The following is a 14,519-nucleotide window of genomic DNA, read 5'->3' as shown; positions in this document are numbered from 1 at the left end:
CTTAATATGATTAAGGTTTAATGAGTCCATAACGAATGGCGAGATGGGTTAATTTTACATCACTATCAATTGCTAGTTTTTCGAAAATGCGGTAGCGATAAGTATTTACAGTTTTAACGCTAACAAATAATTTGTCGGCGATTTCTTGAGCACTAATACAATTAACCACCATCATTGCGACTTGCATTTCACGCTCAGAAAGTGCGTCAAAAGGGGATTGTTGTGTATCTGAAAGATAAGAACTCGCAAGCTGTTCGGCAATATCTGCACTGAAATATTTACCACCTTGCATCACTTTATTGATTGCACGTACCATTTCTGAAATAGGCGCACCTTTTGTGATATAGCCTTTTGCCCCTGCTTTTAATAACAACGATGGGTAGGGTTCTTCCGCTAAACCACTAACAGCAATCACTTTAGTCTCAGGTGCTGTTTGTAAAAGACGACGTGTTGTTTCTACGCCACCAATTCCTGGCATATTTACATCTAATAATACAACTTGAGGATGCTTTAATCGAACTAAAGCAATCGCTTCTTCTCCAGATTCAGCTTGTCCAATGACTTCTACATCTGGATGGTCTTCCAGCATACGACAAATGCCTGTACGTACGAGTTCATGATCATCAACAACGAGAACAGTGATCAAGAAGACCTCCTTTTTTTAAAAAAACGATTTTTTTGTTACATAAAGAAAAATGAGCTTGCAATCAAACGACAAAATTAGCAATCCTATTCTCCATGTTTAGAGAATAGTTGTACACAATTGTGTCTATAAAAGCTTTACCCGATTTGTTCAAATGTAAGGCATAATGTTATTAAGCGCAAATGTGCAGCGTCCCGAGTTGAGTATTGTGTCGTGAGAAATTCTAAAAAATCTATCATGCATGCCTTGAGCATGTCTATTTTGTTGGCGCTTAGTTCAACAAGTTATGCTGAGCTGGTTGTAAATAACAATCCAGTCTCTACAAATGCGAATAGTTCTTCAGCTTCGTTAAATTGGTCTGCAAGTGATGCAAGCCAATTGATGGAAGATGATGATTCATTAGAGATCAGCCCGCAAGGTTCAACTTCGGTTACGACCACCTTACGAAGTGGTGGTTCTGCAAGTATTAGTTCATCTACAACGCCACAAAAAAGCATACAGATTCGAGATACCTCTCATTTCGGTAGCCAACCCGCTGTAAATGCACGTGCAGCCTTGGTGATGGATGCACAAACGGGCGAAGTACTGTTTAGTAAAAACAGTAATATGTCTGTACCGATTGCCTCAATTACCAAATTGATGACGGCTGTGATTACCGCAGATGCACGGCTGAATATGTCAGAAGAAATTACGCTACAGCAAATTGACTTTGCGGGTGCAGGTGGAAAGAATTCAAGCTCGACCTTGAAAGTCGGCGATACCATGAATCGTGCGGAACTGTTGTTATTCGCTTTGATGAAATCGGAAAATCCTGCAGCGGCGGCATTAGCACGCACTTACCCAGGTGGTCGTCCTGCTTTTATTGCAGCAATGAATACTAAAGCTAAAAAACTTGGTATGGCATCTACGCATTATGCAGAATCAACAGGTTTAGACCCGCACAATGTATCATCTGCACGAGATTTAGGGATTTTAGTGAGAGAAGCTTCGCAGTATGGCTTGATTCGTCAATTTTCTACCACGCCAACTTATGATTTTAATTTAGGTTATCGTGTGCTTAAGTCAAATAATACCAATGCCTTGGTACGTAATGGTGGTTGGAATATTAATCTATCTAAAACAGGATATATCGGTGAGGCTGGGCGTTGTGTAGTGATGCATACCACAGTGAATTCTCGTCCAGCTGTTGTCGTATTGCTCGGAGCTTCAACTTCTCAGGCACGTACCAATGATGCAACCAACCTATTAACTTGGCTGAGTACTTTACCGAAAAGAATTTAATTGCTTATGAACGTAAAGCTCCTCATCTGAGGAGCTTTTTTATATAATGGAACGACATTTTATGACGTGAAAAATGCTTTATCACTTCTATTTTGAGCAATTTTTGTTAAATTATGATTCTTGATATTTAAAAATCACACACTGAAATTGGGAAATTAAAATGAAAAAATATGTTATTCGTGAAAAAAGCTTTGGTTATAACGATGAGTTTTTTTATGTAATTGGACATCGTATGAGCAATGTGTTTGATGATAAACAGCAAGCCGAAGTGGTCTATAAACAACTTGAAATTAAAGCTGCACGTAACTTTTTTTTATATGAAGTTGAATCATTAGTTGATGCAGATGAGGCATTATTAAAACAATTAGATGATTTTGTCTTTTCACGTTGTGGTGAACATATTTATCAGGAGGGAGAGGTTTCTCGAGAAACCTTGCCCGAAAGCTTAAATGATGAAGATACTTTTGAGTTTATTCAGCTTGCTAACATGCAAAGTTATCAATTAATTCATTTTGATCAAGACATTAAGTTCTATGGTTTATGGTCAGTGAAAAAACAAGCATGGGTGGAAGAGCATGATGAGTTTTTTGCAGGTTTAGTGTATGCAGATCGACCTGAACAATTAAAAACGAATGTCGGAACTATTTTTGCAGATTACGATTATGATGATATTGAATTGAAAGGTTCATTCGAAGATTTATCGGAACAACCTGTATTATTACAAGCCTTAATAAAAAATAATAAAGCGTTAAAATATAACAATAAAAGTCAAACATTAATTATTATGCAAGGCTGGGAAGAGGAGGGGTTGTATGCGGTTAATCCTTTATTAAAACAGCCTTTATTTGAAATCAAAGAAATTAGTTTAGATGAAATTCAGACGATTGAAAAAGAATTGGCGGAGCAATATGGCTATGATGAAGAATAAGTTTGTACTTTAGTCAATAAAAAAACCAGTTGCGGGCAACTGGTTTTTTATATTGTAAAAATTTATGCTTACATATTTGAAAGAATTGAATCTTTCACTTGAGCCATCGTTGCATCAATTGACAGCATCACGGCATCAGCGCATTGCTTGATTGCAGTATCTGGATCTTTTAAGCCATTACCTGTTACTGTGCATACAATTACAGAACCTTCAGCAATTTTACCCGCTTTAATATCGCGAATTGCACCGCCAATAGACGCTGCTGAAGCAGGTTCTACGAACACACCTTCATACATTGAAAGTAAGCGTTGAGCTTCTAAGATTTCAGCATCCGCAAGTTCATCAAACCAACCTTTAGAATCGCGTACGACTGCTTTGGCATGGTTCCAACTTTGTGGATTACCAATACGAATTGCCGTTGCGATCGTTTCTGGACTTTCGACTGGAGCACCACGTAAGAATGGCGCTGCGCCAGAAGCTTGATAACCGACCATCGTCGGTAAACTTTCTGGTTTAGGACCTGTGAATTGATCTGTTGCAGCATCATAGATAACAGATTCAAACTGATCAGCAGGTTGATTTGCAACTGCTTCGGTATAACCCATCCAGTGAGCTGTGATATTACCTGCATTACCAACTGGTAAGCAGTGATAGTCAGGTGCACGACCCAATGCCTCTACGATTTCATAAGCAATCGTTTTTTGGCCTTGCAAACGGTAAGGGTTGATTGAGTTTACGATCGTCACAGGCGCTTGATCTGCAACTTCTTTTACGAGGCGCATACCATCATCAAAGTTACCGCGGATTTGCATGGTGATCGCACCATACATCATCGCCTGAGCCATTTTACCCATTGCGATTTTGCCTTCAGGAATTAAAACAAAGGCTTTAATTCCTGCACGCGCTGCATATGCTGCTGCTGCTGCTGAAGTATTTCCAGTAGATGCACAGATAATCGCTTTTGAACCTTCTTCAACAGCTTTTGTTACAGCCATCGTCATACCGCGGTCTTTAAATGAACCTGTTGGGTTAAGACCTTCGTATTTCACATAGATTTCAACGTCTTTGCCAATAATACGCGGAATGTTCTCAAGTTTAATAAGAGGAGTATTTCCTTCTCCTAGAGAAATTGCACGTGTAGTTGCAGACACAGGTAAACGGTCACGATAACGATCTACAAGACCAGTATAACGATTGGCATTCGACATGATGGTGTTCCAATATGAGGTAGAGAGAAAATCCCTCCCAACCTCCCTTTTCCAAAGGGAGGAGTTCCCCCTCTTTTATAAAGAGGGGTGAGGGGAGATTTAAACTGATTAACTATCGAGCGATTCTAAACGAATTCTTACGATTTCGCCACGAATAGCTGGTAATGCTTGAATTTGAGCAAGTGCTTCATCCATTTTTGATTCAACAATTGGATCTGTTAAAATCACGATAGGAATCAAATCTTTCAAGCGAGATTGCTGCATGATCGCATCAATACTGATACCAGCACGGCTGAGAATGGTGGTTACATCAGCGAGTACACCCGTTTGGTCTTCAGCATTTAAACGGATGTAGTATCCAGTCGTCATTTCTTCACGACTCAGGATAGGCATGTTTGTTAGTGCTTCAAATGCCAATTGTGGAATTGTTCCTGCACCATCTTCTGTATAAGAAATATCACGTACGATATCAATCACATCAGCAACAACTGCAGAAGCCGTTGGACCAGCACCTGCACCAGCACCATAGTAAAGCGTTGGGCCTACGGCATGTGCTTGTACCAATACCGCATTTTTAACGCCGTTCACATTCGCAATCAGTTGTTCTGCTGGAATCAGTGTGGGATGAACACGTAACTCAATACCATTACTTGCACGACGTGCAATACCCAAATGTTTGATACGGAAGCCAAGCTCTTCAGCATATTTCACATCTTGTGCGGTAATTTTGCTAATGCCTTCTGTATAGACCTTATCAAACTGTAATGGGATACCAAAAGCACATGACGCCAAGATAGTGAGTTTGTGCGCAGCATCAATCCCTTCTACATCAAAAGTTGGATCTGCTTCAGCATAACCGAGTTCTTGAGCTTCTTTGAGGACATCATCAAAGGCACGACCTTTTTCGCGCATTTCAGTCAGAATGAAGTTACCTGTACCATTGATGATACCTGCAAGCCATTGAATATGGTTCGCAGCTAGACCTTCACGAATGACTTTAATAATTGGAATACCACCAGCAACCGCTGCTTCATAGGCGATTTGCACAGCATTATCTTCTGCTGCTTTGAACAGCTCATTACCATGTTCAGCAAGTAAAGCTTTATTCGCGGTGACAACTTGCTTGCCATGCTTAATCGCTTCCATGATGATTTCATAGGCAGGATGAATACCGCCCATCACTTCGACTACGACATCAACATCAGGTTGACGTACGATGTTCATGAGATCATCACTTTGTTTGATCCCTTCGAGTTGTAAATCTGGACGTGGACGGCGTGTGCCTACATGTGTAATTTGAATTTCGCGACCGGTACGGCGTTTAATTTCAGCAGCATTTTCTTGTAATAATTTAAGGGCTCCACCACCTACAGTACCAAGACCGAGTATCGCCAGACGAACTGGTTTCACGTCACACTCCATTTTATTCAATCATTTTAATGAAGCTTGATCATAGCTAAAAAAGTGCGCAGACACTAGGGCTAAGATCATCTTTAATCTGTCGCCCGAGTCGTGGTGAGACGGTGTAGAGAATGTTTTATTTTTCTAGGCGTTTAATGATTTCATCTGGAGTCATGTACCCACCTAAATACACACCTTCAACATTATAAATTGCAGGTGTGCCATTCACGCCCATATTCAAGCCTAATTGATATTGATCACGAACTGGATTTTTACATTCTGCTGATGCAACTGGTAAGCCTTGCGCAGCTTGATCGAATGCAGCTTTACGATCTTGACTACACCAAATCGCTTGCATGGTTGGCATAAATTGCTCTCCGCGTGGCCATGCTATGTAACGGACTTCAATGCCTTTTGCATTAATTTCAGCAAGATGTTCATGTAGTTTGTGACAATAAGGGCAGCTTGAATCAGTGAATACATAAATGACGTGTTTCGCTTTACCCCCTTGTGCTGGGTAAACGATAAGGTCCTCAGTTTTAAGGGTAGCTAAGTGCTTTTTATTTTCACCCGCTTGTAAGCTTTCACTCACATTACGTAATTGTTTTTCTCCAAGATGAATGACATCGCCCTGAATAATATATTGCCCATCACTGGTCGCATAAACCGATCCCATACCTTCTAGGCTGACCCAAAATAAATTTGGAACCTCAGTTTTTTTAATGGCAAGAATTTTGGCGTTGATATTGGCGGTTTTAAAATTTTTTTCTAAAGTAGAAACCAGACGTTGTTGCGTATTACGTTCATTTAACTTTGATGCTTCACCAGTAGCTGGCGCACTCGCTGTCAGAGCATCAGGCTTTTGTGCTGAATTTTCTTTTGAACAAGCACTGATCAAGAGTGTTGAAGTTAATGCACATGCAATAAACAACTGAGACCGAGTAAACAACATAAACAACCTTTCATACTGTATTTATAAGTTTGACCAAGCATACCAAAAATTTAAATTGAGTTCGTTAAATCTTGCTGATGCCATGTGAATGAAATCATGTTGATTGATAAAAGGTAGTTTTATCCTCTTGGATGGTATTTGTTATGTAGTTCTTGCATCCGATGCTGAGCAACATGCGTGTAAATTTGAGTAGTTGATAAATCACTATGACCAAGTAACATTTGCACAACACGTAAATCAGCACCATGATTGAGTAAATGGGTTGCAAAAGCATGGCGTAAGGTATGGGGTGATAACTCTGCAAGAATATTGGCTTGTAGTGCATAACGTTTAATCGCATACCAAAAATTCTGTCGACTCATGATGCCGCCATGTTGTGTTAAAAATAAATAATCCGTACGACTTTTATAGAGTTGTGGACGTGATTCAGTTAAATATTTTTCGATCCAGTCGCAAGCATGTTGTCCAAGTGGGACAAGCCGTTCTTTATTGCCTTTACCTGTAATACGAAGAAAGCCCTGTTTGAGATTAATCAGTTCCAAACGTAAATTAAGTAGTTCTGATACACGTAAGCCACAGGCATATAACACCTCGAACATTGCTCGGTCACGGAGACCTAGCGCTGTATTGACATCGGGTGCATTGATTAATGCTTCTACATCTTGTTCCGATAAGTCTTTGGGTAAAGCACGTCCAATTTTAGGAGAACGATGGTTTGCAACGGGATTATCATCTCTGAGTTTCTGTTCTCTCAGAAATTTATAAAATTGACGTAAAGCAGACAAGCAGCGTGCAATGGAGCGTGGGCTTTTGCCTGCTTTAGTGAGTGCAATTAATACATCAGCAATATCATCACTCGACCATTGCGTTAATGTCACATTTGGATGTAACTCAGCACATTGAATAAGATCTGATAGATAGGCATTACGTGTATGTGGACTCACGGTTTGCGCCACTAAATAATCACGGAAACCGTGTAAAAAACTGAGATGTTCTGGAATTGTGACCGCAGTTGGAATACGAGGTTTTTTATTTAACATAATCAGAAAAGTCCTTCATTCAACTGCACTGTAAAAGAAAAATGAATTGTTGTCGATCTGTCACACAAGCGAATGCCATTGAGATTGTTTTTGGTAATTATTCTCATTTGTCTGTATACTCTAGGAGAAAAGAGTTTAGGGTTAGAAGCGGTGCGATTGTCAGCATTAAAAGTCAAGCAAACGGCGATGATTACTAAAGTGAATCGCTTAGTAGATGATGCCGAACAGCCAGACCTTGTGGCTATTCGTTTAGAGAGTTTAGGCTTTGTGCCTGGTACACAAGTACAGGTGATTACCAAAGGTATTTTTGGTGGTGACCCGATTCTAATCCAGATTGGTTTTACTCGTTTTGCATTGCGTAAAGCTGAAGCCGATAAAATTGAAATTCAACGTGAAGGAGCGCCTGCATGAGTGATGCGTTACGTGTTGCCCTTGTGGGAAATCCAAACTGTGGTAAGACCTCTTTATTTAATCATCTGACAGGAACACGTCAGAAAGTTGCCAATTATGCAGGCGTTACGGTTGAGCGTAAGGTTGGGCATTTTCAACTCCCTTCTGGAAAAGCTGTACGTGTGCTGGATTTGCCAGGCACTTATAGTTTACAGGCAACAAGCCCTGACGAAGAAATTACCCGTGATGTGTGTCAAGGCAAGATTGCTGAAGAAGGGCAGCAAGATGCATTTTTATGTGTCATTGATGCGACTAATTTAAAGCTTCATCTCGGATTGGTGCTAGAAATTATTGAGTTAGGTCGTCCCATCCTTGTCGTGTTAAACATGATGGATGAAGCACGTCGTCGTGGAATTCAAATCAATACTCAAAAATTATCAGAGCGATTGGGCGTTCCCGTGGTCGAGACAGTCGCTGTGCGTAACTCAGGTATTGAGAACTTACTGCACGCATTAGATCAACAAAAATATACAGTGCCGCATACCGAACTCAGCGGATTAACGGGCGAGCATCATCAGAAAATTCAAGTTATTTTTAAAGATGTCGTTCACTTTGTTGATCAGGAAGATAAGCGTACTGATTTTCTCGACAAAATATTTTTGCATCCTGTATTGGGCTTATTAAGCCTTGCTGTGATGATGTTTATTGTGTTCCAAGCTGTATTTGCTTGGGCAGCTCCATTTATGGATGGGATTGAAAGTCTTTTTGGATGGTTAGGTACGACACTTGGTGCCCATATTTCACAGCCTTTACTCCATAGTTTAGTTGTTGACGGGATTATTGCGGGTGCAGGTGGCGTTGTTGTGTTCTTGCCCCAAATTTTGATTCTGTTCTTCTTTATTTTAGTGTTGGAAGAGTCTGGGTATTTACCACGCGCAGCTTTTTTGCTCGACAAATTAATGTTTAAAGCAGGCCTCAGTGGTCGTGCGTTTATTCCGTTACTTTCAAGCTTTGCGTGTGCAGTGCCGGGCATTATGGCAACACGTAGTATTAGTGATCCGCGTGATCGTTTTACCACGATTATGGTTGCACCATTAATGACTTGTTCAGCACGATTACCCGTCTATGCTTTATTGATTGCTGCTTTCATTCCAAGTCAAATGGTATGGGGGATTTTTAATCTACAAGGCTTGGTACTCTTTGGTTTATATATGTCAGGGATCGTGAGTGCATTGTGTGTTTCGATTGTGATGAAATTTCTACAAAAAGATAAATCACAACATGCGCTATTACTTGAGTTACCAAGTTATCGTATTCCAGATTTAAAGAGCGTTGGGATTGGCTTGCTTGATCGTGCCAAAATCTTTTTAAAACGTGTGGGTGGGATTATTTTTGCCCTTTCGATTTTACTTTGGTTTCTATGTACGTTCCCACAAGCGCCAGAGGGTGCGACACAACCTGCAATTGATTATAGTTTTGCGGGGATGTTAGGTCACTTGATACAACCAATTTTTGCCCCAATTGGTTTCAACTGGCAGATCTGTATTGCATTGATTCCAGCAATGGCAGCACGTGAAGTAGTCGTTGCAGCATTGGGTACAGTCTATGCTTTATCTGGCGCTGATGATGATGCAGTGGCACAAGGCTTATCACATTTAATCAGTATGGATGGTACAGGTTGGTCGCTGGCAACGGGTTTATCTTTATTGGTTTGGTTTATTTATGCGCCACATTGTTTGGCAACCTTAGCAACGGTACGCCGTGAGACGGGTTCATGGAAACATGTCGCAGTGATGACGACTTATTTATTTGGTTTAGCGTATTTAATGTCTTTCTTTACTTACCAAATTGCATCACGCATTTGGGGTTAAGCAAGCAATCTCACCGTGAGTTGCCATAACGGTAGCTCATCCCTTTAAAACGGGAGCTAATGATTGGAGAGTGGTTTATGTTTGAATACTTGATTATTGCTGTATTGGTGCTGTGGAGCGCGCTTGTTGTCTTTAAAAAAGTGTTCCCTAAAACCGCAAGTTCGAGCTTTCTTGCCTTATCGAATCTCTGTCAGCGTTTGGGTTGGCACCGTTTGGCAATGTGGTTAAAGCCTAAAATCGTGGTGGGTTGTGGCGGAGGTTGCGGCTGTACTGTCGATGATAATAATGAACTCAAGAAACAAGAAACTATTCAAGCAGTCAAATGGCGTTAAAAGATAATGAGTGCTCATATTCTAGGGTATGGGCAATTTTTTAATGACCTAAGAATTAAAATAAAGAGTCATCGAATGAATCAACTAGAAAATATAGAAACAAAAGTATTAAGCCTTAAACATAAGTTAATTTTGTTCGGTTTCATCGTATTGCTGAATATTTTTGCTATTCTAAATTGGTCGGAAACTCATCATTTAAAAGCAATTTTATCCAAATAGCCGTAAAACCTCGCCCTTCAGGGCGGGGATATAAGGCTGCAATCCGCTAGTCCCCCTTGTGAGGGTGAGGAACGATTAAAGTTCCGCAAGAGGATTGCTAATGCGGTGTCTGTGTTAACATGTCAACTGGTGTCGTATTAGTGTGTTTTAGATTGATGATTTAGTACAATAATTGCTAAAATAACGTTATGAAAACACTTAAATTACGTATAAAAGACAAACATTGCAAGATGCTAGACCAACTAGCATCCGAAGTTAATTTTGTCTGGAACTATGTCAATGATTTGTGTTTCAAGCACCTACAGCGTAAACAACAATTCTTTTCAGCATACGATATTGCTCAATACACCAAAGGCACATCAAAAGAATGTAACTTGCATAGCCAAACCATACAGGCAGTGACAGAAGAACTCATCACAAGGCGTAAGCAGTTTAAAAAAGCTAAATTAAAATGGCGTGTCAGCAATAAGAAATCAGCAAGACGCTCACTTGGTTGGATACCTTTCAAAAAAGTTGCTGTGAAGTATGCTGATGGTTATGTTCAATATGGCAAGCATCAATTCAAACTATGGGATAGTTACGGACTATCAAAATACAATGTCAAAACAGGCTCATTTGTAGAAGATAGTCGTGGACGTTGGTATGTATGTCTTGTGGTTGATGCCGTCAAAACAGAAAAAACCACTGCTAAAACCTCAATAGGCTTAAAAGATTTAGCCACTTGTTCAGATGGCGTAAAACTTAAAGCTCCTAAAATCTATCGACAATATGAAAAAAAACTAGGAATTGCACAGCGTGCAAGAAATAAAAAGCGTGTCAAAGCAATCCACGCCAAGATTAAAAATATACGTCAAAATATGCTGCATCAATTCAGCCATAAACTGGTAAATGAACATGCAGCAATCTTTGTTGGCAATGTGAATGCCAAAGCATTAGCACAGACTAAATTAGCCAAGTCTGTACTAGATGCGAGTTGGACAACACTAAGAACCATGCTCAAGTATAAATGCGAGAACGCAGGGGTATGGTTTGAAGAAGTCAATGAAGCCTATACCACCCAAACTTGTTCGTGCTGTGGCTCACGCTCCAGTAGTCCGAAAGGTAGAGCAGGCTTAGGAATAAGAGAATGGCAGTGTCATGAGTGTGGTAGCTCATGGGATCGGGATATAAATTCCGCACTGAATATTCTTGCGCTCGGACATGAGCGTCTCGGAGGAGGAATCCCCGTCCTTTAGGTCGGGGAGGATGTCAAGTATTTATGGTTAAGACCTGAGATTATTCATTTTCAGCTACGAAATGCCACAGCCAAGAAAATTGATGGGATAATGTATGTTGCGATCATCTTATGGGTATTTTCTTATTTTATCCCTGATTAATTGGGAATGGTGAGCATTTTAGTCACAGCCCTACAGAGAACCATTGTTGTTGTCACTGCGTTATCTTTCTTCATTCAGAATGACCAAATTTCGCGAAACGTATTTTTATCTAAAAATTTTGCGCTATACGGTTCATATTGCAAACATCTGTTGAATGTGAACAATTCCCTATACACGATATAGATTCACTTTTACGCACTGACACAAAAAAGCCTGAATAAAACGAAAACTGAAAAAGCATTTAAAACAGTAAAGTGCTAACATTTTTGCCATTCTGTAATCTGCAAAAAATGGGGAAAAAATGTTAATACAACGTGGTGGATTAAAAGTTGTGGCTGGTTTGGGAATTTCGGGTGTTTCAGCAGTCAACTTCCTACATGAACAAGGCTACCAAGTTGCAGTAACGGATTCTCGGGAAACACCGCCAGGGCATGATCAAATTCCTACCGGTGTTCGTACCAGTTTTGGAAAGTTGGATACAGAACTTTTATTACAAGCAGAAGAAATTATTCTTAGTCCAGGGCTTGCACCTCAGTTGCCTGAAATTCAACAAGCGATAGAAAAAGGTATTCCAGTTGTTGGTGATATTCAACTGCTACGCCGTGCTACAGAAGTCCCCATTGTCGCGATTACAGGCTCAAATGCAAAAAGCACCGTCACCACTCTCATTGGGCTGATGGCACAGGATGCAGGTAAAAACGTGGCAGTTGGAGGCAATCTTGGACGTCCTGCGTTGGATTTACTCAAAGATCAGCCAGAGTTGATTGTTTTAGAGTTATCGAGCTTTCAGTTAGAAACAACCTCACATCTAAATGCAGAGGTGGCTGTTTTGTTGAATATGAGTGAAGATCATTTGGATCGTCACGGTGATATGTTTGGCTATCACAAAGCCAAACATCGAATTTTCCAAGGTGTAAAAAAGGTTGTTTATAATCGTGATGACAATTTGAGTCGTCCGCTTGTACCTGATGTTACACCAATGCAAAGTTTTGGTCTGAATGCGCCTGATTTAAATCAATATGGTGTGCTTCGTGATGCTGATGGCACGATGTGGTTAGCGCGTGGCAGAGAGCGTTTGATTCAAACCTCTGAAATGTACATTCAAGGCATGCATAACGTTGCCAATGCGCTTGCATGTTTGGCACTCGGTGAGGCGATTGGTTTAGCAACTGCATCTATGTTAGAAACACTTAAACACTTTAAAGGTTTGGAACATCGTTGCGAATACGTCAAAACAGTTGCAGGGGTACGCTATTACAATGATTCTAAAGGAACCAATGTCGGTGCGACTCTCGCTGCAATTGATGGTCTAGGTGCTGCAATTGAAGTAAAAAAAGGCAAACTGGCATTGATTTTGGGTGGGCAAGGCAAAGGGCAAGACTTCAAAGCTTTACGTGGTGCAATTCAAAAATATGTTAAATCAGTGATTTTAATTGGTGAAGATGCTGCTGTAATTGAACAAGCAATTCAAGGTACAACCTTGATTCAACATGCAGCAAGTTTAAAAGAAGCCGTTGCACTCGCTCAGAATGGCACACAAGCTGAAGATGTGGTTTTATTATCACCTGCCTGTGCGAGCTTTGATATGTTTAAAAGCTATAATGATCGCGGACAGCAATTTGTGGCATGTGTACATGCCCTGAATGAAAATAAAAATTAGGAACAGATTTATGGCTGATTTAGCCCAAAATACGGTACAAAAGATTTCGCAATTATTGAATCGGTTGCCCAAGCTTCCCGCAGAAATGACAGCACGTAATATTCTCATTTTTTGCGTCATTTCTTTGCTGTGTTTCGGTTCGGTCATGGTGGCATCCGCATCGATGCCATATGCCGAATATATTCATGAGAACCCATTTTATTTCTTGGTTCGTCATGGTATTTCGATTGTTGTTGCCTCCATCGTTGCATTTTTAACTTATAGAGTTTCTTTGAATTTATGGTTCAAGAATGCTTTTCCTTTATGGCTAGTAACGATGGTCTTGTTGTTGGCTGTACTGGTTGTTGGCTCAGAAGTGAATGGTGCTCACCGTTGGATTAAGGTTGGTGGTTTTACATTGCAGCCAACAGAGATTGCTAAAATTGTGATGGCAATTTTTACCGCAGATTATGTGGTTCGCCGTGCTAAAGAAGTTCGAACGCATTGGAAAGGTTTATTGCGTTTGAGTGGAGTAATGGCATTAACGGTTGGATTTATTGTCGCAGAACCAGACTTAGGGGCAACAGTTGTAATTGTACTCATGATGGTTGGTGTGTTTTTCTTGGCAGGCGCACCCGCAACACAATTCCTAATTATGTTAGGAGCAATTCTTGCAGGGATTACAGCACTTATTTTATTTGAGCCTTTCCGTTTCCAGCGATTAATTTCTTTTACAAACCCTTGGGCAGATCCATTAGGAGTCGGTTATCAGTTATCAAATGCTTTGATGGCATTTGGACGTGGAGAATGGATTGGAACAGGTTTAGGACACAGTGTACAAAAGCTTTCCTATCTTCCAGAAGCACATACAGACTTCATGTTAGCTGTTCTGGGCGAAGAATTTGGCTTTGTTGGCGTCACCTTGGTGATGGTATTGTCCTTTACGATGTTGGCGTGCTGTATTCGAATAGGACATCGTGCTTTGCAACATAATTACTTGCGTGCAGGCTATTTGGCATACGGTATCAGTATTATTTTTCTCATGCAGATTTTGGTAAATGCGGGGATGAATATGGGCTTAATGCCAACCAAAGGTTTGACTTTGCCCTTCATTAGTTATGGGGGAACATCTTTAATGATGTGTGCTGCAATGATTAGTCTAATCCTGAAAATTGATGCATCAACGCAAGAGCTCAATCCAGTTAAAGAAGAATCAAATTTCTAATCGTATCGCAAATA

General features: G+C 40.4%; 13 protein-coding genes. 8 read left to right on the top strand and 5 right to left on the bottom strand.

Annotation, left to right across the window (positions count from 1 at the left end; all coding sequences use genetic code 11):
- Positions 1–10: 10 nt before the first annotated feature.
- Positions 11–646: a response regulator gene (locus tag ACN19N_RS14470; protein WP_005163158.1), complete on the bottom strand. Its 636-nt coding sequence runs from the start codon at positions 644–646 to the stop codon at positions 11–13.
- A 210-nt stretch (positions 647–856) separates the two neighbouring features.
- Here ACN19N_RS14470 and pbpG point away from each other — a divergent pair, with 210 nt between their 5' ends.
- Both pbpG and ACN19N_RS14460 read left to right on the top strand, forming a co-directional pair.
- A complete protein-coding gene (gene pbpG, locus ACN19N_RS14465) occupies positions 857–1,924 on the top strand; it encodes a D-alanyl-D-alanine endopeptidase PBP7/8 (protein WP_420001627.1) in 1,068 nt (355 codons plus the stop codon).
- Positions 1,925–2,084: 160 nt separating this feature from the next.
- Positions 2,085–2,852 (top strand): hypothetical protein, encoded by a 768-nt coding sequence (locus tag ACN19N_RS14460; RefSeq protein ID WP_420001626.1) that lies wholly within the window; start codon positions 2,085–2,087, stop codon positions 2,850–2,852.
- Positions 2,853–2,920: 68 nt separating this feature from the next.
- Here the strand turns inward: ACN19N_RS14460 and thrC are convergent, their stop codons facing one another.
- From thrC to xerD, 4 genes are all read right to left on the bottom strand, one after another.
- On the bottom strand, positions 2,921–4,060 hold the full coding sequence (gene thrC / locus ACN19N_RS14455; protein ID WP_420001625.1) for a threonine synthase: 1,140 nt from the start codon (positions 4,058–4,060) through the stop codon (positions 2,921–2,923).
- A 108-nt stretch (positions 4,061–4,168) separates the two neighbouring features.
- Positions 4,169–5,470 (bottom strand): homoserine dehydrogenase, encoded by a 1,302-nt coding sequence (locus tag ACN19N_RS14450; protein WP_269238925.1) that lies wholly within the window; start codon positions 5,468–5,470, stop codon positions 4,169–4,171.
- A 127-nt stretch (positions 5,471–5,597) separates the two neighbouring features.
- Entirely contained in the window at positions 5,598–6,413 is an 816-nt protein-coding gene (locus ACN19N_RS14445; RefSeq protein ID WP_420001624.1) for a DsbC family protein, read from the bottom strand.
- 119 nt (positions 6,414–6,532) lie between these two features.
- On the bottom strand, positions 6,533–7,453 hold the full coding sequence (gene xerD, locus ACN19N_RS14440) for a site-specific tyrosine recombinase XerD (protein WP_420001623.1): 921 nt from the start codon (positions 7,451–7,453) through the stop codon (positions 6,533–6,535).
- Positions 7,454–7,603: 150 nt separating this feature from the next.
- Here xerD and ACN19N_RS14435 point away from each other — a divergent pair, with 150 nt between their 5' ends.
- From ACN19N_RS14435 to ftsW, 6 genes are all read left to right on the top strand, one after another.
- Positions 7,604–7,864 (top strand): FeoA family protein, encoded by a 261-nt coding sequence (locus ACN19N_RS14435; RefSeq protein ID WP_018679148.1) that lies wholly within the window; start codon positions 7,604–7,606, stop codon positions 7,862–7,864.
- Positions 7,861–9,714 carry a ferrous iron transporter B gene (gene feoB / locus ACN19N_RS14430; RefSeq protein ID WP_269229045.1) on the top strand — a complete coding sequence of 618 codons (1,854 nt, stop codon included), beginning with the start codon at positions 7,861–7,863 and terminating at the stop codon, positions 9,712–9,714. Before ACN19N_RS14435 ends, feoB begins: the two co-directional genes overlap by 4 nt.
- Before the next feature lie 77 nt (positions 9,715–9,791).
- On the top strand, positions 9,792–10,046 hold the full coding sequence (locus ACN19N_RS14425) for a DUF6587 family protein (protein ID WP_420001622.1): 255 nt from the start codon (positions 9,792–9,794) through the stop codon (positions 10,044–10,046).
- Positions 10,047–10,453: 407 nt separating this feature from the next.
- Positions 10,454–11,500 (top strand): RNA-guided endonuclease InsQ/TnpB family protein, encoded by a 1,047-nt coding sequence (locus ACN19N_RS14420; RefSeq protein WP_420001621.1) that lies wholly within the window; start codon positions 10,454–10,456, stop codon positions 11,498–11,500.
- Positions 11,501–11,942: 442 nt separating this feature from the next.
- Positions 11,943–13,301: a UDP-N-acetylmuramoyl-L-alanine--D-glutamate ligase gene (gene murD / locus ACN19N_RS14415; RefSeq protein ID WP_420001620.1), complete on the top strand. Its 1,359-nt coding sequence runs from the start codon at positions 11,943–11,945 to the stop codon at positions 13,299–13,301.
- A gap of 10 nt (positions 13,302–13,311) precedes the next feature.
- Positions 13,312–14,505 (top strand): putative lipid II flippase FtsW, encoded by a 1,194-nt coding sequence (ftsW, locus tag ACN19N_RS14410; RefSeq protein WP_420001619.1) that lies wholly within the window; start codon positions 13,312–13,314, stop codon positions 14,503–14,505.
- Positions 14,506–14,519: the final 14 nt, after the last annotated feature.

The sequence above is a fragment of the Acinetobacter sp. LF10 genome (genome assembly GCF_048585715.1).
Classification (GTDB): Bacteria; Pseudomonadota; Gammaproteobacteria; order Pseudomonadales; family Moraxellaceae; genus Acinetobacter.
This window is presented reverse-complemented; position numbering and strand designations above follow the sequence as displayed.